This window comes from Stenotrophomonas sp. 01N47, from assembly GCF_056399165.1.
The window spans coordinates 256,422-277,486 of the sequence record NZ_JBFTQU010000009.1 but is presented as its reverse complement, the minus strand read 5'-3'; the positions used below and the strand labels follow the sequence as shown (position 1 = coordinate 277,486).

At 61.4% G+C, this 21,065-nt stretch carries 21 protein-coding genes; 13 read left to right on the top strand and 8 right to left on the bottom strand.

The window, feature by feature from the left end:
* Positions 1–42: 42 nt before the first annotated feature.
* Positions 43–681: a response regulator gene (locus AC1DKR_RS17310; protein ID WP_478033971.1), complete on the top strand. Its 639-nt coding sequence runs from the start codon at positions 43–45 to the stop codon at positions 679–681.
* 691 nt (positions 682–1,372) lie between these two features.
* Here the strand turns inward: AC1DKR_RS17310 and AC1DKR_RS17305 are convergent.
* The 3 genes from AC1DKR_RS17305 to AC1DKR_RS17295 form a co-directional block, all read right to left on the bottom strand.
* Entirely contained in the window at positions 1,373–3,991 is a 2,619-nt protein-coding gene (locus tag AC1DKR_RS17305; protein WP_478033968.1) for a TonB-dependent receptor domain-containing protein, read from the bottom strand.
* A 303-nt stretch (positions 3,992–4,294) separates the two neighbouring features.
* Positions 4,295–5,281, bottom strand: a complete 987-nt coding sequence (locus tag AC1DKR_RS17300) for a FecR family protein (RefSeq protein ID WP_478033964.1) — start codon at positions 5,279–5,281, stop codon at positions 4,295–4,297.
* On the bottom strand, positions 5,278–5,832 hold the full coding sequence (locus tag AC1DKR_RS17295) for an RNA polymerase sigma factor (RefSeq protein ID WP_478033962.1): 555 nt from the start codon (positions 5,830–5,832) through the stop codon (positions 5,278–5,280). Before AC1DKR_RS17295 ends, AC1DKR_RS17300 begins: the two co-directional genes overlap by 4 nt.
* A 540-nt stretch (positions 5,833–6,372) precedes the next feature.
* Between AC1DKR_RS17295 and AC1DKR_RS17290 the strand changes: the two genes are divergently transcribed.
* The 12 genes from AC1DKR_RS17290 to AC1DKR_RS17235 all read left to right on the top strand — a co-directional run bounded on the left by AC1DKR_RS17290 (position 6,373) and on the right by AC1DKR_RS17235 (position 15,909).
* Positions 6,373–6,927 (top strand): hypothetical protein, encoded by a 555-nt coding sequence (locus AC1DKR_RS17290; RefSeq protein ID WP_478033960.1) that lies wholly within the window; start codon positions 6,373–6,375, stop codon positions 6,925–6,927.
* Between the two features lie 135 nt (positions 6,928–7,062).
* Positions 7,063–7,629 (top strand): spore coat protein U domain-containing protein, encoded by a 567-nt coding sequence (locus AC1DKR_RS17285; protein WP_478033957.1) that lies wholly within the window; start codon positions 7,063–7,065, stop codon positions 7,627–7,629.
* A gap of 53 nt (positions 7,630–7,682) precedes the next feature.
* A complete protein-coding gene (locus AC1DKR_RS17280; RefSeq protein ID WP_478033955.1) occupies positions 7,683–8,219 on the top strand; it encodes a Csu type fimbrial protein in 537 nt (178 codons plus the stop codon).
* Between the two features lie 30 nt (positions 8,220–8,249).
* Positions 8,250–8,801: a Csu type fimbrial protein gene (locus tag AC1DKR_RS17275; protein WP_478033951.1), complete on the top strand. Its 552-nt coding sequence runs from the start codon at positions 8,250–8,252 to the stop codon at positions 8,799–8,801.
* 15 nt (positions 8,802–8,816) lie between these two features.
* Positions 8,817–9,596 (top strand): fimbrial biogenesis chaperone, encoded by a 780-nt coding sequence (locus tag AC1DKR_RS17270; RefSeq protein WP_478033949.1) that lies wholly within the window; start codon positions 8,817–8,819, stop codon positions 9,594–9,596.
* Positions 9,597–9,700: 104 nt separating this feature from the next.
* Positions 9,701–12,040, top strand: coding sequence for a fimbria/pilus outer membrane usher protein (locus AC1DKR_RS17265; RefSeq protein ID WP_478034042.1), 2,340 nt, complete (start codon positions 9,701–9,703; stop codon positions 12,038–12,040).
* Positions 12,037–13,056, top strand: a complete 1,020-nt coding sequence (locus AC1DKR_RS17260) for a Csu type fimbrial protein (protein ID WP_478033946.1) — start codon at positions 12,037–12,039, stop codon at positions 13,054–13,056. The genes AC1DKR_RS17265 and AC1DKR_RS17260 overlap by 4 nt, the downstream gene beginning before the upstream one ends.
* A gap of 164 nt (positions 13,057–13,220) precedes the next feature.
* A complete protein-coding gene (locus tag AC1DKR_RS17255) occupies positions 13,221–13,742 on the top strand; it encodes a hypothetical protein (RefSeq protein WP_478033943.1) in 522 nt (173 codons plus the stop codon).
* Between the two features lie 277 nt (positions 13,743–14,019).
* On the top strand, positions 14,020–14,388 hold the full coding sequence (locus tag AC1DKR_RS17250) for a hypothetical protein (protein WP_478033939.1): 369 nt from the start codon (positions 14,020–14,022) through the stop codon (positions 14,386–14,388).
* A 108-nt stretch (positions 14,389–14,496) separates the two neighbouring features.
* Entirely contained in the window at positions 14,497–14,688 is a 192-nt protein-coding gene (locus AC1DKR_RS17245) for a hypothetical protein (RefSeq protein ID WP_478034045.1), read from the top strand.
* A complete protein-coding gene (locus tag AC1DKR_RS17240; protein WP_478034040.1) occupies positions 14,685–14,975 on the top strand; it encodes a DUF2846 domain-containing protein in 291 nt (96 codons plus the stop codon). The genes AC1DKR_RS17245 and AC1DKR_RS17240 overlap by 4 nt, the downstream gene beginning before the upstream one ends.
* 502 nt (positions 14,976–15,477) lie before the next feature.
* Entirely contained in the window at positions 15,478–15,909 is a 432-nt protein-coding gene (locus AC1DKR_RS17235; protein WP_312787274.1) for a CBS domain-containing protein, read from the top strand.
* A gap of 62 nt (positions 15,910–15,971) precedes the next feature.
* Here the strand turns inward: AC1DKR_RS17235 and AC1DKR_RS17230 are convergent, their stop codons facing one another.
* The 5 genes from AC1DKR_RS17230 to AC1DKR_RS17210 are packed head-to-tail and all read right to left on the bottom strand — an operon-like array spanning position 15,972 to position 21,063.
* Positions 15,972–16,985, bottom strand: a complete 1,014-nt coding sequence (locus tag AC1DKR_RS17230; protein ID WP_312787275.1) for an aromatic ring-hydroxylating dioxygenase subunit alpha — start codon at positions 16,983–16,985, stop codon at positions 15,972–15,974.
* A complete protein-coding gene (locus tag AC1DKR_RS17225) occupies positions 16,982–18,094 on the bottom strand; it encodes a GNAT family N-acetyltransferase (RefSeq protein WP_312787276.1) in 1,113 nt (370 codons plus the stop codon). The genes AC1DKR_RS17230 and AC1DKR_RS17225 overlap by 4 nt, the downstream gene beginning before the upstream one ends.
* On the bottom strand, positions 18,091–19,254 hold the full coding sequence (locus AC1DKR_RS17220; protein WP_312787277.1) for an ATP-grasp domain-containing protein: 1,164 nt from the start codon (positions 19,252–19,254) through the stop codon (positions 18,091–18,093). Before AC1DKR_RS17220 ends, AC1DKR_RS17225 begins: the two co-directional genes overlap by 4 nt.
* Entirely contained in the window at positions 19,251–20,084 is an 834-nt protein-coding gene (locus tag AC1DKR_RS17215; protein ID WP_478033930.1) for an MBL fold metallo-hydrolase, read from the bottom strand. Before AC1DKR_RS17215 ends, AC1DKR_RS17220 begins: the two co-directional genes overlap by 4 nt.
* Positions 20,071–21,063, bottom strand: coding sequence for an NAD-dependent epimerase/dehydratase family protein (locus AC1DKR_RS17210; protein ID WP_478033926.1), 993 nt, complete (start codon positions 21,061–21,063; stop codon positions 20,071–20,073). The genes AC1DKR_RS17215 and AC1DKR_RS17210 overlap by 14 nt, the downstream gene beginning before the upstream one ends.
* Positions 21,064–21,065: the final 2 nt, after the last annotated feature.

Here is a 21,065-nt window from a genome sequence, read left to right as displayed (position 1 = left end):
TTCCACCCAGAAAATTTGCCTTTTCGTTGAAGAGACTTTTAGATGAAGATTCTTCTGGCTGACGATCACCCTGTGGTTATGCTAGGCACCAGTAACGTGCTTGCCAGCAGTGGGGAGTACCACGTTGTTGGGCGCGCCACCAGTACAGGGGATCTGGTAGGGAAGGCGCGGGCGCTGTCGCCGGATGTGATAATCACGGATTACAACATGCCGGGCGATGAGCGATATGGGGACGGTTTGGAGCTGGTCTGTCTGCTCCGCCGCAATCACCCACGCGTGAAGATCCTGATCTACACCATGATCACCTCGCCGGTCATCGTCGCGAGCTTGTATGAGGCTGAAGTGGATGGCGTGCTTTTCAAGAGCGATGGCGAGTCTGAGCTGTTGCGTGCGCTTGCGTTAGTGAAAAATGGAGGGACCTACCGGCCCAGGGTGCAACGAACGGTGTCGAGCCGATTGCTCTCGCAGGAGGTCGCTGAGCGGGTTGACTCGCTTTCCGCACGGGAAATCGAGGTGCTGCGCTATTTTCTTTCTGGTATGACAGTCAGTGACATAGCGGGCATATTGAACAGAAGTGTAAAGACAATAAGCACACACAAGATCTCCGCAATGCGAAAGCTCGGCGTAGAAACGGATCATGCCTTGGTGATGTTCGGGTTGTGTCACGACCTGCTCGGATAAACGCTCTTGGTGCCGGCCGTATGCACCACTCTAGGTAAAACTTCCGTGTGAGGCCGTGGGCCGCCAGCCGGCCCCGTTGGTCGAACGGCAAAAAACAGGAATTGTCTGATCTCAGTCCGCAGGCGAATAAGTTATTTTGTGGGTCACTGAAGAATGCGGATGACGTTTGATGGCCTGGAGATTGCCCGGTAATGAGTTGGTTGGAATATTTCGTGGCGGTTTGCCCGTTGATATCGTTGACTTGAGCAGTGTGGGGAGTCATGAGGGTGCCACCGACAATCCAGGCGGTCGCCGGAAAATTAGGGGTGTTGAAGTGATAACGCCTTCGTCAATCATTGCTGCACGGCTTCGATGTGAATAGGGGGCGGGGTATGGATGACGTCGTGCCACCTCTATTCCTGGAGCTGATGCTCCGCTTTCGGGTCCCTACTCCCGGCGTCAGGATCAGCGAGATTAAGGTCCCAGGGTTTTCTGCCGGTGAAGTTAATGATTGCTTTCTGCGATTGAATGCCAATGGAATCATTTTTCGTGTGTCATGTTCGGACAGTAGCGGCGCGCGCTATCGCGGCCAGTTGGTCGGGTTGAGTCGTCTCGGTGAAGCGCTACTCTGCTCGCTGATGAGCGAGCGGCAACTGGGCGTAAGGCAGCTCGAGGTGGAAGATGATGCAGCCCCGGCTAATGGCGCGGGTACTCAGAATCGTCGTGTAACAGTTATGACGTAACGGCGGCCGATCGAGTCGTCATCGGCAAAGGTTTGACCGCTGAAATTCTCATCTGTGTTGATCGGCGAACGATCGAGAATATTTTCTATGCCTGCCGATATGGTCCAAGGGTCCAACTTTCGCGTCGCGATGGACGCGCCAATGGTGTAGAAGGCCGGGACTCTATCAATTTTGCCCCTGTACACTTCGAATTCATGGGTGGGTGCAAGGCGCAATGGCCGTATTCCAGTCCGATAGCGAAGGTGGACCGCACTCGACCAGTTGCTGCCTTCCCATTGGAATGTCCCGCTGACTCGAGTCTTTGGAAATGATGCGCCCGCTGCCTGTTCGTTCGGCATTTCGGGGCGGCTTGAAGTGCTGAGGCTGGCAAGGTGGTCGAAAAATAAGCGCGCCCGCAAGGAATTGCCGTTGGAGACACGTCGATTGTAATCCAGCTCGATTTGCCAACCTTGTAGATGGGTCGTGCCCATGTTGGTGATGTAGGTGTGCAGCTCGGTGAGAACGCCGCTTGGGTCCCGGTGTAAAACCTGCGGGTAGCTACGGAACAGCCGCCCGTTGAGCAGGGTGATTTCGTCGGATCGCTTGATGTTGTAGTGGCTTGCGGACAGATGGAAATGATCGCTTGCTGTCCATATGACGCCGAACAGTGAACTCGTAGAGGTCTCTGGTTCAAGGTTCGGATTGCGTACGGCGCGTAACCGTACTTCGCAGAAGTCCACGCCCGGAAAGTCGGCCGCTTTGCACGGCGCCAAACCGGGCGGGGCGTAGATGATCTCTTCAGGCGCTCGAGGCGTTCGCTGTTCGTACAGCGTTGGGGCGCGATAGCCCTCCGAATAGGATGCCCGCAGTGCCAATGTTGGATGCAGGGTCCATTTAGCTCCCAGTTTCGGACTGATCTGAGTCGAAAAGTTCTCGTTCCAGTCAAGTCGCCATGCCGCGTCGACGGTCAGCGAAGGGTGGATCGGAAAGGCGAGCTCTCCAAACTGAGCTGCACTCCTCGCGCGATCTGCGTCCAATGTCAGATCCTGGTCGTATCCTGCGGTATCGCCGACTTGCATGTTGTAGGGATGCAGCCTCAGCCTCTCTTCGCGCGCTTCAGCGCCCAGCACTGCGGACACGGGCCGGCTCGCGATGGAGAACAACGCAGGTAGGCTGACACTGGCAGTGGCGGAGGTCATGCTGTGATCACCGTGAATCCGGGCGTCTGGAGAGAGAGTGGCCGCCAGCCACCTTGGGTTGTAACGATCAGGTTCGAAGCTCGAGGCCGCGAAGGCCTCTCTGCTCAGTAGTCCGCCGATCCTTGCCTTGGTCCGGTTCCCGCTGTGACTCCCGGTCACCTCCCATGTTGACTCGCCCAACAGTCCGGTGAGTCTGAGCATAGCGTTCACACTCAGCGCATTCGTCCGGGAAGCAACCGGGCCGACCTCAATAAAGGCGCGCTCGAGGATGCGGCCGGCCGAGGTCGCGTCGCCATAGTAGGGCGGGTACTGCATCTGCAGGATCGTCCGCGAGATTAGTACGCTGGCTTGGAGGTCAGTGCGGGCGCCTACGGCTGTGCGATAGCTGAGGTTGAGCGCTGTGTTGGTTAGTTGAGGGGTCAGGCTGACGTATCTGGGGCGGTCCAAGCTGCAACGATCCGGGCCGGGGTAGTTGGGCAGGCAGAAGGCGGCTATTTGGGGTCCTTGTGGAACTTTGGGTGTGAAAATCGTGTATGGCAAGCGTGCATCACGACGTCCTGACGCGGACTGGTCAAGGGTGGCCCAGCTGCGTTGTGCCCCCGTTAGTCCTTCCTCCCAGCGATGCTCTACCCCCACGAAGAGGTCGCCGCCGGAGGGCAGATCGGTGCCGTGGCTGGCCGAAGTGGTTCGGGTGAGGGCGTCGCCTCGCTCTGAAATGGTGTAAGTCTGGCTGACCTCGTTTCCGACGTAGGCTTTCTTAAGGATGATGTTGACTACTCCTGCCATTGCGTCAGAGCCATAGATGGCCGAAGACGCGCCATTCGCGATTTCAATCCGCTCAACCATGCTCAATGGAATGCTGTTCAGGTCCACGATGGCCCCCAGCGATGAGGAGACGGATCCATAGCTTGCGATCCTCGCGCCGTCGAGCAGGTAGAGGGTTGCGCCGGGTCCCAGCGCGTACAGGCTGGCGCCGGCCGCCTGGGTTAGCGGAATCTGCACGGCGCCGCCGTCGGCGGCTACATCCCGCGGCTGATGGCCGTTCATGCCTGGCCATGATTGAAGGTAATCGATAACAGACTGCGCGCCACTTGCATGAATATCATCTTGGGTAATGATGGTTACCGGATATGAGGTCTGCAGGGATACTCGCGATATGCGCGAGCCGGTGACCTGCACCGGTGGCAAAGTGAGCTGTTGTGGTGTCGTCGTGGCCGCAAGCGTCACTGTGGCGGCTGGCTGTAAAACATAGGTGTTGGGGGCCACTTCGATGGCTGTCACGCCGCTGCCCTGCAGCACGTTCGCTAAAGCGGCCGCTGCCGGCATCGGGGCGCGTAACCCCTTCGTGGTGCGGCCAGCGACTAGTTCGGGGGAATACAGAAGCTGTGCGTCCCAGTCGGCAATCAGCATTCTGAGTGCCTGGCCCAGCGGACCCGGCGGAATAGGCGGTCTGGCGACAACCCGCGCTGCGCCTGATTCGCGTGCTTCGACGATAAGGGGGGCTAGGGTCAGTGCTATGCACGCGCATGCCGACCACTTCGCGATCACCAAGCCTGTAGCATGGCGCCGTGACAGAAAGGTGCGCAATGGAAGCGCGGATTGGTAGGTCACGGTAGTCACTGAATTCTGCGGAAAATGAAGTCTGTGCGGGCTGAGTGCAATGATCCTGTTGCAAACGGGGACTATTCAGGCCGGGCCGTGCGCTGTGGGAACCTACTGCTTGAGAACGACCTCGTTGGGAGAGGCGCTGACCGGTCGCAGTGACCAGCCGGCTTGCAGTGTTTTCAACAGCGCTTGTTGATCACCAACACGGTACTTGCCGCTGATCAGGATCGCACCGTCGGCAGGATCGGCGAGTCGAACCTGAAGGCTGGAATATCGGTTCATCTCCAGCAGAAGTTGATCCAGGCGTTGCTCATGGATGAGTAGACTGCCCTGCGTCCACGAACCTGCTTCATCGATGTCCACCGCCCCGACGATCTGCACACCATCCGGGCCCACCGTCAACTTCTGACCAGGCAGCAACTTCACTTTGGCAGAAGTTCTGTCCGGTCGAGCGCTGCGAACCTCCACCAAGCCGTCGATCAGCGTCACTGACAGTTTGTCATCGACGTTTCGTACTTGGAACGTGGTGCCGATATCGCGGATCTCACTACCGCCGGATACCACAACGAAGGGGCGATCATCGCCGTCGCTCACGGCAAATTCCGCTTGGCCCTTCTTCAGTTCGACTCGACGTTGCTTGTCATCGAACCGGGCGAGGGCCTCTGAGGCAGTATCTAGCATCATGCGGGAGCCGTCCGCCAGCAGGATGCTTCGCTGCTCTCCTATGCCCGCCGCGTAGTGCTGCATTTCCACATTACCGATGTCGGTGAGCAGGTTCCAGGCGGGGAGTGCTAGCGCTATTACCAAGACTGCAGCCAAGCCGACCGACGCCCAGCGCTTGGTCCTATAGGGATCAAGCGACGATGCACGTCGCGCACGCCGAAGGTCTGCCATGAGCAGTTCGTCCCCCGCAAGTTCACGAGTCAAGGTGTGCGTGCGCTGCGCACGTGCGTACGCCGTCGGGTTTTCTGGGGCATTGGCAAGCCACGATTCGAAGGCATCTCTTTCTGCGTCAGTGCACGAAGGAGAGGACAGCAGAATCGTCCACATTTCGGCATCCGGCACTTCGCTGTCGCGGACAATTGATCTGTTCATTGGGTTGCGTTCCTGCCCGCACCGTGGCTTGCCAAGTGGCGGTTGATCAAGGTCAAGGCTTTGCTCATCTGCTTCTCTATCGCTTTCACTGAGACGTTGTACTGCCTTGCGATCTGCGTATAGCTAAGGCCGTCCATACGATTGAGCAGATAAATCTGCTTGCAATGGCTGGGCAGCCGAAGGATGGCGGCCCTCGCCAACAGAAGTTCCTGATGATGTTGCGTATGGGCCTCTGGCGAGAGAACATCGGACTGGAGCTGTTCCACCAGGACGTCCATTTCATCAGTTTGTGAAATCGTCAACGCGCCGATGTTGCGGCGCCTGGAGTCACTGACCAGGTTCAGTGCGATGCGGAACATGAGCGGCTTGAGGACCTCGGGAGGGTGGTGCGAATACCGCATGAGACGGGTAGCGCTTTCCTGCGCAATGTCCTGAGCATCGTCCCAAGAACCTACCTTCTTATTCAGGTAGCCGACCAGCATCTGGTAGTTCTGCTCCAGAAAATGGCTGAAGGCCTTGGGGGGCGGGGCATGGCCAGCGCCCGAGATCATGCTTGACTCCTGAGTCATCGAGTGCCTTCCAGCAGGCGGGCCTATGCGAACTATAGAGCAATGTGCCCCCACTAGATCACAGGCTGACCTGAGCAACCGCAGGGGTCGAGGTCCGGCGCAGGGAGCCAACCGAGCCCTAGCTATCTGCCCTCTCTGGGACTGAGGATCGCGAGCAAGGGGCGGGAGGCACATCACCGGTAGGGTGGTCGATCAGAAACGCGTTCTAGGTTGCCATGAGCTGACGGACATCGTGCATCAATCAGGCGGGGACCGCAAAGGCACTCCGGTAGAGATGACGTTTGTGATGGCGATGTGAAAAACGCCACCAAGTCGCCATCTGCTGACGCGCGGCGTTGCGATTCGTGGCCCTGAATCGTGGGTCGCGGGAATCTCTGAATTACAGGAATGATCTGATACTCACGAGGCGCTCTTCAGTTCAAGCTAGGTGCCTTCTCGAAAAAACTCTATGAATCCGGCGAGTGCACGGGCGCAGGGCTGGGAGTTCTGGGTGTTTTCTATGAACGGAATATTATTGTGACGATGAAAGCCGCCACTAGCGGGATGTTCGGCACGTCCGTATGCGGGCTGCGTTGGGTTCGCCTGATGTTCGTGCCTCTATTCGGGATAGCCTCAAGCGCATCTGCGCAGGTAGCGAATCTGCAGGAAGAAATGCACGTCCTGCGCGTACAGCTTGAAGTGAAACGGGGCTGTCGCATGTCCAGCGGCACCGATATTCCTTCAGTCACATCCTTGGTCCGCTTTGATGCAGTTTTTGATGCAGTTGAAGATGCCGATCTTGGGACGTCGCCTATCTCACCGGCGATCACTGATGGGGCTCGTCCAGAGTGGCTGGATCTAGAATGTAACCCGGGTGTTTCATTTCTGGTTGAACTGGACGCGCCTTCGCTGGACAAAAAAGTACGGCAGTCGTTCCCTGGAAAATCACATACCTCATTAGCCGCCACTGACGAGCATGAAGCAACTGCATCGAACCGTGGTGCGCACGCGCTGGGACAGCCACACAGATACATGCTGCCGAGTACCAAACGAGACCTGCAGCAGTTTTCCCCAACGTTGGTGACCTTGGTGCTTTAGTCGAGGGCGTCTACCGCGTTGGCTGGCCGGCAATCGGCCTAATACAAGCCGCAACATGGATCTGCCTGGGCGCTACGGGTGTCGCCCGGGGGGAGTGCGGCCGCTACATCGAGAACCCGCATTCAATCAAGGAAAATGAACATGAAGTTGAACGTTATCACCTTGGCCGTTGGCCTCGGCATCGTGGCTGCATCGTCCTCGGCCCATGCGGCTATCGCCGGCAAGGTGGAAGTGGCACTGCAGGTTTCCTCGGGCTGTGAAGTCACCAGTGGAAGCTCTGCTTCGGCAGCTGGTGTCAATGATTTTGGTACTCTGAATTTTGGGCAGACCGGTCCAACCTGGCGCAATAATCTGAACGCGCAGAACGTGGGTTCCGGCACTGGTGCCGGTGCCATCGAGGTCACCTGCAGCGCCGACCAGAGCTCGTTCAGTGTGGCAATCGACGGTGGCGTCCGCGGCAATCGCAGCCTGCTGCGTACCGGCGGTGCGGTCGGTGCCGCTGCGGACGTGGTGTCTTACAACCTGTCGTCCGATGCGGCTGGTGCCAACCCGTTCGTTGTCGGCCAGAGCCAGTCCTATCCGGTAACCGCAGGCACGCCAGTCCCGGTGCGCATCTTCGGTTCGATCGCGCCGGTCGCGACCGGCAGTGCGAAGGCCGCTGGTGCCTATACCGACACCTTGCTGGTTACGGTCTCGCTCTGATTGGGGCCACGTGTCCGTGCAGCCATGCACGGACACGATTTTCGGGAGTTCCCATGAGAACCCAATCGACCGTTTTGCTTGCACTACTTGGCCTCTGGCCACAGTTTTCACACGCGCAGACATCGACGGTACAGGTAAGGGCGGTGATGCGGCTTACCAGCGGCTGTGTCATCAACGACGCCACACTTTCCGATGGGGCCACGGGCGTCGAATTTGGCCGCATCGATTTTGGTGAGGCGCCTGCCCAGTTCACACGCGTAGACGGCATTGTCGCTGGTGCGGCCGGTGGTATATCCGTGCGTTGTTCTCCGGGGACCGTCCCGGTGCTGACGGTCGGCCCAGGCTTGAATGATGGTCGGGGGCCGGGTGCCGGTATCCGCGCGATGAAGCTGGGAACAGGGGAGACGTACATCAGCTATGACCTGTTCTCCGATGTCGGCAGGGCGGCCGCGATCCCGATCGGCGGAAGAATCACGCTGGATAGTTCCGGCGGCGACCAACACGTGCAGATCTATGCACGTGCCTATGGAAATAATGGTGTTGTCTCCGGTCGTTACACCGATCAGATCATTGTGTCGATCGAGCTGTGATAACCCTTGGCTCGACGCAGTGCAGTCGCCTTGGATGATTCGTATGGTGATGAAATGAAGCTGGTTCCTTTATTGGCCCTTGCCGCATTGCTGCTGCCAGGTGCGGCCTTCGATGCGAGGGCACAGATGACTGCGACGATTGGTGTTAGCGCCAAGGTTGTGTCCGGTTGCTCGATCACAGACGTTGGCGGTGCGCCGGGAAGCCAGGTGGGAACCTTGGACTTCGGTAGCGATTCGGCAGTGTCGCAGGCAGTGCGGACGTCTGCACTTCAGGGCGATACGCAGCTGGTGCTCAACTGCCCAAGCGGCTTCCAGTTCAGCATGCGGATCGATGGCGGGACGGGGCTGAGCAACGGAAACAGGCAATTGTCGCTGATCGGCGGGGGCGATACCGACCGTTTGCCTTATGAGCTCTTCGAAGACAGCGGCATGACCCGCGCCATCGCCACCAACACGTCGGTAAGTGTGTTGGTTCCGCCCGGCGTGGATACACGACTGCCCATCCATGGCCGCCTGGTGCTTCCGGGAGACCGGCGTCCCGGCGAATACGTAGACACATTGCTCGTCACCTTGGAGTGGTGAGCGCAGGAGATTCCAATGTTTCATTATGCAACCGCAGTCCGCTGGATGGGTGCCGCAATCCTTGTCGCCGCATTGGCCATCGATAGCGCACACGCTGCAAGTTCCATTCTTATCTGGCCGGTCAATCCAGTGATCGCTGCCGAAGAAAAAGCGACAGCGTTGTGGCTCGAAAATCGTGGCGCGAGCGCTGTTCACTTGCAGGTGCGCGTGGTGGGCTGGAAGCAGACCGGCAACGAGAACGTCTACAGCGATCAGCGCGATGTTCTTGGCACCCCGCCGATCATGAAGATCGAGGCCGGCCAGCGGCAGCTGGTCAGGTTGACCAGGATGAGTGAGGTGGCGGCCGGATCGGAAAGTGCGTACCGGATTATTGTCGACGAAATTCCGACTGAAGAAAGCCTTGCCGAAGGGGCCTCTGGTCCTGCGGTGAACTTCCAAATGCGCTACTCGGTGCCGCTGTTCGTCGAAGGCGCTGGCTTTGCTTCAAAGAAGGCAGCTGGCGCCGCAAACCAAGCTGTTGCAGCGCCGGAGCTTGTCCTGCGTGTGGTGCGCAGTAGCGGAAAGGCTGCACTTGAAGTGCGCAACATCGGCGCGCTGCACGCTCGTTTGGCGGAGGTGGAATTCGTTGCCGCCGATGGGAAGAAAAGCGCGGTCAGTGATGGGTTGCTGGGCTATGTGCTGCCGGGCGCGACGATGGTGTGGCCACTGAAAGACGGGGTCAAGGCGAGCGCCACCCTGCGCGCCAAGCTCAATGAAATTCAGGAGCCGGTCCAACTTTCGGTGGCAGTGCCGTGATTTCCATGCAGTGCATGCGCGATGGCAGGCGAGCTGACCAGCGCCCCGGGCTGCGTACCATGAGACCGACTTCGGCTGAGAACCGCCCAAGTACTCGCTTGGCCATGCTGGCGGCGTTGGTTGCTGCCTATGTAGGCGCCGCCCATGCAGGCCCCGCGCCGTCGGAGGGTGCGCTGCCGGCCCCACCCAAGCGCGATACGCTGCTTGGTGGCAACGCTGACCTGCAGTTGGAACTGGTGATCAACGGGCGCAGCTCGGGCCGCATCATCGCGGTGCAGCGTGTCGATGGCGATTTTCGGGTTGCGCGATCGGATCTCCGCCTAGCCGGCTTGTCGCTGGACGAAGGCGTCGCTGATTGGGTGGCAGTGAACCGTGCCGAAGGGGTGGTCGTCGACTACGACGTTGCCCTCCAGCGGCTGGTGTTGACAGTGCCTGCCGCCTGGCTTCCGACGCAACACCTGCGGGGCTATGGTGCCCAAGAGCGTGTTGCTGCGCAGAGTTCGACAGGTGCTTTGCTGAACTACGATCTGTACGCAAGCCGCCCCGAGTCGGGCCGGGTTGCAGTATCCCTTGGGGCTGATTTCCGTGTGTTCGGCCGATTCGGCAGCATATCCAGTACCGGTGCATGGACCGACTCGTTCAACGGTGGTGAGCGCAACCGGCGCTACGTTCGCTATGACACGCGCTGGTCCTACTCCGACGAGGAGAACATGCGCACCTATGAAGCGGGCGACGTGGTCACTAAGGGAGTGAACTGGAGTAGTCCGGTTCGCCTGGGAGGCCTGCAGGTGTCACGCGACTTCTCGGTACGACCCGATGTGGTGACCTATCCGATTCCCCGGTTCTCGGGCGAAGCGGGTCTACCCTCCGCGCTGGACCTGTTCATCAATGGCTTCAAGGCCGACTCCCAGCAGGTGGCGCCCGGGCCCTTTACGCTGGATAGCGCGCCGTACGTGAATGGTGCGGGAGATGCGGTCGTGCTGACCACCGACGCATTTGGTCGGCAGACCTCCACCACCATTCCCTTCTACGTCAGCAGCGATCTGATAAAGCCCGGCTTGAGCGACTATTCCATAGCCGTGGGCAGCCTGAGGCGCAGCATCGGGCGCGACAATTTCGACTATGGTGCCAGTGCTCTTACCGCTGCGTATCGCACCGGTGTGACCGACTGGTTCACCGCCGAGGCGAGTGCCGAGGCCGCGCGAAGTTTCGGATTGGTGGGGCTGGGTGGGGTGCTGAAATTGCGCAACATGGGTGTTCTGAGCTCCTCGTTTACCCAAAGCCGGTATGAGGGTCGCGCAGGCAGCCGCTACAGCGTGGGCTATCAATACACGTCACGGCGGTTCAGCTTCAGCGCGCAGCAAAGCTACAGCAATGCCGGCTTCATGGAACTGTCCAATTACCAGCGGGGCGAGCTGGGTATGGGGCGTCGCGCCCTGTCTGCCAGTGGCAGCATATCCATGGGCCAGTACGGCGCGTTGGGCATGGGGTACTTCGATGTTGACGCGCGGGATGGATCGCGGACGCGTTTGGCCAACCTTTCCTATAGCCGCTCTGCTTGGGGCGGATCAAGTATCTATTTGTCGGGAACCCGCGAAATCGGCGGCGACAGCTGGACGGCCAATCTTCAGTGGATCATTCCGCTAGGGTCGCAACGGGGACTGGTGACCGCATCGATGGACCGAGATCAGACCGGTGGCAGCACTCGACGTCTGAACTACAGTCGTTCCACCCCGACCCAAGGCGGGATGGGCTGGAACCTGGGTTACAGCGATTCGGATCGCGGCGCGGACTATCGCCAGGCCGATGTCGCCTGGCAGGGACAGAGGATGACCGCCCGTGCAGGTACCTACGGTCAGCGTGGCGGCATGACCCAGTGGGGCAACGCGACCGGGTCGCTGGTGCTGATGGACCGGTCGGCATTCCTGACCAATCGCGTGGGCGAGAGCTTTGTGATGGTGCGCACTGGGCAGCAGGGCGTGCCCGTGCGCTATGAGAACCAGCTGATCGGCAGGACCGACCGGGCCGGCCGGTTGCTGGTTCCGTGGGCGAGCTCCTATTACCCGGCCAAGTACGAGATCGACACGCTGGGCCTGCCCGTAACAGCGATGGCGGACCAAGTCGAGCGCCGTATCGCGGTCAAGCGTGGTGCTGGCGCGATCGTGGACCTCCAGGTTCGTCAGGTCTCCACGTTGACAATGACGTTGAAGGATGAATTGGGTCAATTGATCCCGGTTGGTTCTCGGGTGACCACCGAAGGTGGTGCGGCTACCTACGTCGGGTGGAACGGATTGCTCTATCTGGAAAACGCGGGCATGAACCCGAAGCTCACGGTTGATATCGCCGACGGTCCACGCTGCAGGGTGGAAATTGATGGCACCGCGCATGAAGGAAAGACGGTGGACGTTGGAGTAGTTATCTGTACGAGGGTAGTTTCGCCATGAACAAGTCAAGGAAATCGATGCGAAGCGTGCGCCAAGGATTTGCCGTCCTAGTATTGGCCGGCGGCGTTCATGGATTGGCGATGGCGGACTGCAGTGTATCGTCCGCAAATGCTTCGCTGGGCTCGGTGAGTAGCCTCACGCTGGACACGACCGGGGTGCCATCGACGGAGGTCAGCACCGGGCTCGCTTGTGGTGGATTCATAACGGTTGCTGTCCAGAACACCTATGGGGTCCAGATTGAAAACAACCGGCTTGAACTGAAATCCGCAGATGGAGGGATCATTCCGTTCGATATCTTGCGAGGGAACGGGCAGACCGTGCCGCTCAACGCTATAGAGAATATGGGCAACTGGCAGTTCTTGGACTTTCTTGGGCTGTTCGGCGCGAGGCGTGGATTCCCGATGAGGATTGGGGTTCCGCAGCTGTCAGGCGTAGTTCCTGGAACATATACCGCCACTATCAATACCCGGTGGTACTACCACGTTTGCGAAGCTGGGCTGGTGGCTTGTCTCTACTATTCCGGAAGCCCGGGGATTGGCAATCAGGGCTTTCTGGGAATGGGAGGGTGGGGCTGGGGAACGGGTGTTCTTGCACCGGTGACCCTAACCTTGGTGGTTACCGCCGATTGCCAGATCACCACCCGGCCGATCAGCTTTGGTGCGGAGCCGTCGGTGGAGCAATTCACAACGCAGTCCGGGGCCATTGGCGTCAAGTGCAGCGCTGGCACGCCGTACACGGTCGGCATCAACAATGGCAACAATGCCGTTGGCGATAAACGCAACATGCGTGGCGGTGCCAGCCTGCTGGCCTACGAAATCTACAAGCCCGGTACCTCCAACGAGCGATGGGGAACGGGCAGTGCTGGAAGATCCAGCTTGAGCGCCGAGATCAATCCCGGGATCCATGATGGTGTCACGGCCCAGGAGTACCAGTTCCGCGCCGAGATCATGAAGAACCAAGCCACACCGCCACCGGGCGACTACAGCGATGTGCTGCAAGTACTGATCGAACTCTAGGGTCGATCAGTTGCCGGCCGCGGAATCGGCTTGGAAAGGAGGGCGTCCGGTGGGTGTTGCAGAGATGGCATCGTTTCCGGATTCAGCGCCGGAGGCGATCACTGGAAGTTCAATCAATGAGAACAGTCCATTTGCGAAGGTTGCGCCGTACTGCAATCTTGTGCTTGGCGTTGTTGGCCGCGGCATGTTCGGCGAAGAAAACGACCGCGCTGCGCGAGATATTCTTCGTCGACGAGTCTGCCGTAGACAGGCTGGGCCAAGTAACGCTCGATGTCACAGAGTTACCAGCACGTTCTCTGAGCGGGGCCAGCCACTTGAACGTCATGTATGTGGGTGATGGCAATAGGAGATACTTTCTGTCCAAGTCAAATATGGGCTTCGAGGCGGGCCGTGATAAGGTGACATTGCACTTGCCCGATGTGTCCGGAGCAACGCTTCATTCCATAATGCTGACTGTTGGAGTTCGTGGCGTCGATCCCGAGAACCAGTGGAGAGAAGTGGACCTTCGAGTGCACACGATGTGCCCTTCAGGCGGAGGTGCCGAAGGTCGAGTGGAGATTTCGTCGATATTCGTAAACGGCGATCGGGTTCCCGGCGTTGGTCGTGATAATAGTGGCATCTATGTGATCCCTGACATCGGAGGGATTGACTGCTATTCGAATGATCCTATTCATCAAGAGGGCTGAAGCCGTTGGCGGCCCATTGATGTCTGCGTCGCAGCGCTTACTGAAAACTCTTGAGAATTCATCTGCGGGTTGCCGATACTAGGTGCGCCTGTGGGACTAACTTGCGCGATACAAGCGCAATGGTTCAGATCCGAAAGGCCTGTCCCGCAAGGGGGCGGGTTGGACTAACTATTCCGTTTGACCAAGAGCGAAACATGGGGCGGTCCGGGAGGACCGCCCTTTTTCGTTCCCGCGTGGCACCATGCGTCCACTAGGTCTGCCGCATCACGGAGGATGCATGCGCCATCTCGATCCATTCGATGTGCTCGCCAACCTGCGCAATGGTCGCAGCGTTGAACAGTTGCTGCCAGCCGGCCAGGATGCCGACGGGCGGACCATCCGCTTTCTGGTCATCCATCTCGAACGGGAAGGGCAGTGGGCAGTGACCTTGCACGAGGTTGCCGACGTGGGCACTGCGGAGTATCTGGACATCTACAGCTTTCCCAGCGTCGCGCCCGATCCGGACGACGCACAGAGCGCATCATTCGCCAGCATCGAGGCCGCACTTGAGCACGCTCGGCGCGCACTGAGCGCGGATATGCGGCGCTTCGTCAACTCGGGTGTGACCGAATCCGAGTACAGGGATGCCTATCATCCGCAGTGGTGAAGCCTGCCGGGCAGTGGCGGGTCCGCGTGAGGCTGTGCGGGCCTCCATCGGCACGGTCCATGAAATATTCAATCCGCGCGCATCGACGCGCATAACAGGGGGCGGTAGATGAAGAAGTGGCAGGTGGTTGCACTGGCAACGTCAATTGCGATGTTGTCTGCGTGTGCGAGTGTCCCGACAGCGGACAAGGGGCAGATGGAACTGGCCAAGACCTTCCCGGTGCCGGAGGAAGGCAAGGCAGGCGTCTATGTCTATCGCAACAGTTTTGCTATCGCAACAGTTTTGTCGGCCAGGCACTGAAGAAGGATCTCTGGATCGATGGCGAATGCCTGGGTGAGACCGCGAACAAGGTGTTCTTCTACACCCTGTTGGCCGGCAACCAGGAACATGCGATCTCGACGGAATCTGAGTTCTCGCCCAATGACATCAAGCTGCTTGTCGAGGCGGGAAAGAACTACTTCATCGAGCAGACCATCAAGATGGGGGTGTTCGTTGGCGGTGCCAAACTCACTGTCGTTCCAGAGGCGGAGGGGCGGCGCCAGGTGGCGCAGTTGAAGCTGGCCCAGAAGGGTCAATGCTCCCGATAGCATCGGGCAGGATGCGCCGGTCGTGAACCGGCGCATCCGTACATACCGCAGCGCATGCTACGCACCGGTGTTGTCGGCACGCTACGGGTTCTGGTATCGGTACTTCCCGCGACGGACCGAGTCTGACCGCCTGACTTTGCAGGGTCGGGCGGTTGAACCGGCGTCGGCCATCCCCGTGCGAACTTGAGGGCGGGGCACCCACTGCATTCAGCGCCGGTTTCAGGCCGGGTGCGATTCTCGGAAGTGTCGAAGGTTCCTACGACGTACTGTCCCATCGATGCCGCTAGTGACCGATGGACGCAGTCGTAGAATCAAGTTGACCGAGATCCGGGTTGAGCCGTTGAACCCGCCTCGTTCGCGTTGCAGCACCTAGCCGCCTGCTGGCGAAATGCCAGATCCGGCAAAGTGCGCCAGACGTGCGCTGAAGGGTCTGTTCCCGGGGAGGGGGCGAATCGGCAGAGCACACTTTTTTGACTTGAGTGACCTGCACCAGGAAACAAGAATGAACGTCCGCGAGCTCCTGCAATCCAAGAAAGAAGCTGTCATCACCATCGACACGGAAGACACGATCGGTGCCGCCGCGCACAAGATGAGCGCGAACAGGATCGCTGCACTGGTAGTGATGAAGGATAATGCCCCGGTCGGCATCATTTCCGAGAAGGACATCGTCCGCAGCCTGGCCGATGATGGTCCGCAGGCCGGCCGACGGGTGATTTCCAGCCTGCCGTCTACCGGCCTGGAAGGCATTGCGCCGGACGCCACGTTGAAGCAGGCCATGTCCCTGATGACCTACTCGCGTCGTCGCCACCTGATGGTCACCGACGGTGCCGCGCTGGTCGGCATCCTCAGCCTGGGTGACATCGTGAAGAACCTGCTGGGCGAGCTGGAGCTGGAAAAGGCCGTGCTGCAGGACATCTACATGGCGGCCCACTGAGGCGCGTGGGATGCACGTCAGGGTGACGTGCCGGCATCGCGCCCGGCACGTGCCCGCTACAACTACAACAGCATGCTGATGTCCCGCGCGGTCGGCGCAGTGGGCAGCTTTCCCTGTGTCCAGAACTGCTCCAGCGTACCCCGCACGATGTCCAGCGCTGTCGAGGCGCCGTTGCGATCGCCGAACCTGCGCTTGTTGCGTGTCTGCAGCGCCAGTATGGCCATGTCCTGGTCATTCACTCGCTTCAGGAGCGGCCAGGCCAGCAGCCGCACCGCCCAAGTAGGCGCCCAGCGGCCCTCGACGTGCAGAGCGATGAACACATCGGTTTCCTCGGCGGTGCGCGGGGTGAAGTGCAGGTCGATCAGCACGCGGCTGCCGTTGGCATAGGTGTATTCGAGCCGGGCACTCCCCGGGGCGGCGAAGTGGGCACGTTCGGCCGTGCGTTCGGATTCGAACAGCCGGTACAGCAGCCCGGACTGCGCGGGCATGCCGCGATAGTCAACCGTGAAGCCCTCCTCGGTGGTGCTGAAGCTGACCGTGGCCTGCATGCGTTTGCCATCGCGCCGGACCAGTCCCGCGTGTATGAAGTGCGTGTGCAGCGGATCGAGGACGTTCTCCATTGCATCGACCACGCTCGCCGACCAGCGTGTGCGCCACAGGAAGCGACGGGTATCCGGGTCGGTGGCGCGGATCATGGCGTTGGGATGGTCGGCACCGGTGACGGCGGGGCGCAGCCAGATGAAACCGTCGAACTCGCAGGTGGCGAAACGACGGACCCGGACGGTTGGCAACGGTGCGTCCGCTGGCAGCCCGGGCACGTCGCACAGCCGCCCTTGGGCATCAAACGACCAGCCGTGGTACGGGCAGGCCAAGCGTTCACCGTTGACACAGCCGGCCGACAATGGAACATGGCGATGCGGGCAGCGGTCTTCCAGCGCAATCAGCGTGCCGCTTTCAGTGCGTGCCAGCGCCACGTGCGTATCCAGCAGGGTGACGGCCAGTGGTCTTGCGCGGACCTCATCGGCACGGGCTACGGCGTACCAGTGGGTAAACAATAGAGGATGCCAAGCGGTCATAGGCGGAATCTGCGCAGCAGGGGCGTGCCGAGCCGGCACGTCAGGGTGGACAGTGCGGTAACGGCCATGCGCGTGCGCGTGGGCAGGTGTCGCGCGTAGACGATGCTGTACTCGATGGCGGGTAGTCCGCCGCGCAACCGCTTGAAATCGGCGGCGCCGGCGCTGAAGTTCAGGCGCCAGCCGTTGGCCAGACAGGCGCGATAGGCGCATGCCGTGGCCAACCGGTACAGCGCCATCTTCTGTGGCTGTGCGGTGTCATAGCCGACTATGGGTGCGGTGGCGGTGCGTCCCTGCCGGAACAGGCCAACCACGCAGGCCAAGCGACCATCGTCGGTGCGGAAGCCCTCGAAGGTGAGCAGGCCGGCACGGTGCCACAGGCGAAGGAACTGCGCGTCGTACACGGGATTGAACCGCGAATGCTTGCCGATGTAGAGCAGTGCGTAGATCTCGGCGATACGCGCGTAGTCGGCCTCGGTCACATCCTGATCGCGGCAATGCTGCAGGGGTGTCTTCCGCAGCAGTGCCAGATCCGTCTTGAGGTTGCCGTGCCGGCGCAGCAGGGCATCGAAGTCGTCATAGAGGTAAACCTGGCGGCTGGTGACGCGCTGTCCGCCCGCTGCCTGCAGTGCGGCCAGCCAATCGGCATTGTCGTGCGCGTTGAGCGAGCGGAACCACAGAGTGTGCCCTGGCCAACGGGTGATAGCTTCCTGCAGCAGCGCGGCGGGATCGACCAAGGCCAGGGCGGGATACAGGTTGGTGGATAGCAGCCAGTTGTTGATCGAGACGGCTTGGTCGATACCGCTCCACTGCAGCGAGCGGCCGAGCGAGGCGATCACGCGCGACGATACGGGTGCCGCCCAGCCCGGCAGGTATCGCGCGCCCTCTTCGGCGGCATAATCGGCGTAAGTGGTGCGTGGGGAACACACCCAGGCATCGCCCGCGCGGCTGTCGTGCACGGTGACGGGCAGGTCACCGGCCGCAGTGGCCAGAGATTCGATGCGCGCATGCAGATTGGGTACCCGCGTGCCTGTGCCGGGCCCGGCGTGGAGGGTCGCGAAGGTGCGTGCGCTTGCCGCGAAACGTGTATCTGCGGTGTCTGCCACGTTCATTCCTGCACGGACCGCAGCGGCTCGCCATCCCACTCGATGTCACGCGTGGCCGCTTCGCGCAGGGTGCATCCCTGGCGCAGCGCCAACCGGCCGTAGGAGGCCAGATCGACAAGACTGCCGAGTGGGGGATGGCGGTCACCAGGGACGGAGATCACGTCATCGGCGCGTCGCCAGTCGGCGAGCCACTCACCAGGCTGCCGCCGTTTCAGCGCATCCTGCAGGCCTGCCGTGGCCATCAGCACGGCGATCATCCGGGCCTTGGGCGAGCCCGGCTCGCGCAGTCCGCCGGCGCCCAGCAGTGCACCTGGCAGGTCGACGTCGCTGGGGAAGATATGCAGGCCGCTGGTCGCGCGTGGATTGCACTCCAATGCGCAGGCGCTGCCGTCGACGGGCTCGATCCAGTCGAAGGAGATCTGGCCGCTGTAGTGCGTGCCGCGGATGAGCGCGGCGATCGCATCGCGCAGTGCAGGCCGGTGGACAGGTTCGAAGTAGTAGCTGGAGCTGCGGCCAAGCCGGTGTGTGGGGCGGTAGATCGCATGGGCCAGCAGCCGGCCTTGGTGGGCAATTGCATAACTGCACAGCTCATCACCCGCCAGGTACGCCTGCACCACCCAGTTCCCCAGCGTCGGCAGCTCGCCAGCATCCGCGGGAATGCCCTGCGGGTACAGGCGCAAATGCACGCCAAAGCGCGAGAACTCCGGCTTCAGTACCACCGCGCGCCCTTGCGCCCAGTCCCGCGCCTGCGCCAGCGTGCGCACCCGGCCGCTGTCCGGCACCGGTACGCCGTATCGCCGGGCGATGCTCAGGAACTCCCACTTACTGTGCAGGGCGGCCAGCATGTCGAAGTGGTCCACGGCCACGTGCAGCGAGCTGGGCAGTGCGGCGCGATGCCGTGCAAGGTGCAGCGCTTCCTCGCAGGTAGGCAGCACCAGGTCGATGCGCTGCACGCTGACGATGCGGTTGAGGTCGGCGGCGAAACCACGGGCATCGAAGCGCGCAGGGCGCAACATGTGGGTTGCGGTCACAGCCGATGACCATCCCGTGAGCCGACAGGGAATGCTGTCGGCAACCTGCACGTGCCAGCCGAGACGATGGAAGCGGCGCGCATGGTCCAGCGCCACTGGCGCACGCCCGCCGAGGATCAGAACCCGGCCGCTCATGCCTGCGGCTCCGGGCGCCACTCGGGGCAGTGCGAAGGCACCAGGCGAACCTGTGGCGCCGCGCGGTGTAGTGCATGCAGCTGTGCCAGCGTGTCGCGGTAGGCGCCGGTGCTGCCCAGCCATGCCGTGACCAGCGCCGGTGGCGGCGTGTTGTCGCGGATCGCCCGTGACGACCAGCTGGCATCGGCCACCAGGAATACCGGGCCTTGGCCGTCATCGAAGAGGGCGCCGTAGTGGCCGGCGGCGTGCCCGGGCAGCGGCACCAGCAGCAGGCTGCCATCGCCGAACAAGTCCCTGCCGGCGCCGAAGGCAGCGAGCGGCGTCGGCAGGGGGGCGGGCGCAAGGTCTTCGAACCACTGCGGCGATGCGACCTTCCACGGGTCCAGCAGCGCCGGCAGTAGGCCGATGCGCAGTGCGCCCAGGCGCGAGCGCGCCTGCAAGTCATCCCAGGCCTCACGCGAACAGGCCACGCGGGCCTGCGGGAAGTCCGCCAAGCCGCCGATATGATCGCCGTGCAGGTGCGACACCACGATCCAGGCGATGTCACTGGAGGCGATGCCATCGCGGCGCAACTGGGCGGCCAGCGATGCCTGAGGCGAGAGGTGGACCGGGGTCACCATGCGATACAGCCGCTCGGGAAACGTCGCGGTCGCCTGCAGGAAGTGCTCGGAATAGCCGGTGTCGAACAGGATCCAGCCGTTCGTCGGGTGCCGCAGCAGCGCCACCAGAGCTGGGAATTCGCAGGCCTGCGCGGACGCCCCTTGGCGAGTGGCCCGCTCGGGGTGCGTGCAGTACCCGGCCTCGTAGAGCCGCCAGTCAAGCTCGACCATGTGTTCTCCACCCTTCAGCATAGCGGGCAAGGCTCGCAGCGAGGTCGGTCTGCGGCTGGTACGCCAGTTCGCGCCGCGCACGGCCGATGTCCAACGTCTGCGAATAGCCGAGTACGCCCACACCGTAGCGGGTCAGGCGTGGCTCGGGCTGGCCCGGTCGGCCACGCGCCCACTGCTCGGAGAGCGCGGCCAACGCCAGGATCGGTACGCGCGGCAGCGGCACCAAGCGTACCGGTTGGGCCAATGCGGCAAACAGCGTTTCCAGCAGCATGCGCACATGCACGGGCACGCCGTTGCTTACGTTGTAGGCGCGCCCGTCACCGGGTACGTCGGCGTCCACGCAGTGCGCGATCAGTGCGACCAAGTTGTCGATATGGGTGACGTCGATCAGGGCGCGGCCGCCGTTGACCAGCGGGAACCAGCCGCGCGCGGCGACGGCCTGCAGCCGCGGCAGGATCGCGCGGTCGCCTTCGCCGTACACAGCACGCGGCCGCAGGATCAGCGCTTGCATGCCGTGGCTGGCAGCGGCGCGCACCCGGCATTCAGCGTCCCACTTGCTGCGCGCGTATTCGGTGATCCAGCGCGTCGGCGGTGCGAAGGTTTCGCCGAGGTCGTACTGGTCGCGGAACTGGAAATAGATGCTGGGCGAGCTGAGGTGGATGAAGCGATGCACGCGGTGGCGTCGCGCGGTGTCGAGCAAACGTTCGGTCACGATCACGTTCGCGCGCTGGAAGTCCTCGGCGCGGCCCCAGGGCGAGGACAGCGCGGCACAATGCACCACCACGTCACAGCCCTCCATCAAGGTCTCGAGTGCGTCGCAGGCCAAGTCGGCGGGTACAACGTGGATCGCGTCATTGCCCATGTGCAACCGCGACCGGTCACGCCCAGTGGCGATGACCCGGTGCCCCGCGGCAGCTAACCGCCGGGCGACATGGCGGCCGATGAAGCCGGATGCACCGGTGACCAGGATCTGCGTCATGC

Excerpts from the sequence above, each read along its gene's own strand:
- AC1DKR_RS17310 (WP_478033971.1), top strand. The coding sequence starts at position 43 with ATGAAGATTCTTCTGGCTGACGATCACCCTGTGGTTATGCTAGGCACC.
- AC1DKR_RS17305 (WP_478033968.1), bottom strand. The coding sequence starts at position 3,991 with ATGCTGATTGCCGACTGGGACGCACAGCTTCTGTATTCCCCCGAACTA.
- AC1DKR_RS17300 (WP_478033964.1), bottom strand. The coding sequence starts at position 5,281 with ATGAACAGATCAATTGTCCGCGACAGCGAAGTGCCGGATGCCGAAATG.
- AC1DKR_RS17295 (WP_478033962.1), bottom strand. The coding sequence starts at position 5,832 with ATGATCTCGGGCGCTGGCCATGCCCCGCCCCCCAAGGCCTTCAGCCAT.
- AC1DKR_RS17290 (WP_478033960.1), top strand. The coding sequence starts at position 6,373 with ATGAAAGCCGCCACTAGCGGGATGTTCGGCACGTCCGTATGCGGGCTG.
- AC1DKR_RS17285 (WP_478033957.1), top strand. The coding sequence starts at position 7,063 with ATGAACATGAAGTTGAACGTTATCACCTTGGCCGTTGGCCTCGGCATC.
- AC1DKR_RS17280 (WP_478033955.1), top strand. The coding sequence starts at position 7,683 with ATGAGAACCCAATCGACCGTTTTGCTTGCACTACTTGGCCTCTGGCCA.
- AC1DKR_RS17270 (WP_478033949.1), top strand. The coding sequence starts at position 8,817 with ATGTTTCATTATGCAACCGCAGTCCGCTGGATGGGTGCCGCAATCCTT.
- AC1DKR_RS17265 (WP_478034042.1), top strand. The coding sequence starts at position 9,701 with ATGCTGGCGGCGTTGGTTGCTGCCTATGTAGGCGCCGCCCATGCAGGC.
- AC1DKR_RS17260 (WP_478033946.1), top strand. The coding sequence starts at position 12,037 with ATGAACAAGTCAAGGAAATCGATGCGAAGCGTGCGCCAAGGATTTGCC.
- AC1DKR_RS17250 (WP_478033939.1), top strand. The coding sequence starts at position 14,020 with ATGCGCCATCTCGATCCATTCGATGTGCTCGCCAACCTGCGCAATGGT.
- AC1DKR_RS17245 (WP_478034045.1), top strand. The coding sequence starts at position 14,497 with ATGAAGAAGTGGCAGGTGGTTGCACTGGCAACGTCAATTGCGATGTTG.
- AC1DKR_RS17235 (WP_312787274.1), top strand. The coding sequence starts at position 15,478 with ATGAACGTCCGCGAGCTCCTGCAATCCAAGAAAGAAGCTGTCATCACC.
- AC1DKR_RS17230 (WP_312787275.1), bottom strand. The coding sequence starts at position 16,985 with ATGACCGCTTGGCATCCTCTATTGTTTACCCACTGGTACGCCGTAGCC.
- AC1DKR_RS17225 (WP_312787276.1), bottom strand. The coding sequence starts at position 18,094 with ATGAACGTGGCAGACACCGCAGATACACGTTTCGCGGCAAGCGCACGC.
- AC1DKR_RS17220 (WP_312787277.1), bottom strand. The coding sequence starts at position 19,254 with ATGAGCGGCCGGGTTCTGATCCTCGGCGGGCGTGCGCCAGTGGCGCTG.
- AC1DKR_RS17215 (WP_478033930.1), bottom strand. The coding sequence starts at position 20,084 with ATGGTCGAGCTTGACTGGCGGCTCTACGAGGCCGGGTACTGCACGCAC.
- AC1DKR_RS17210 (WP_478033926.1), bottom strand. The coding sequence starts at position 21,063 with ATGACGCAGATCCTGGTCACCGGTGCATCCGGCTTCATCGGCCGCCAT.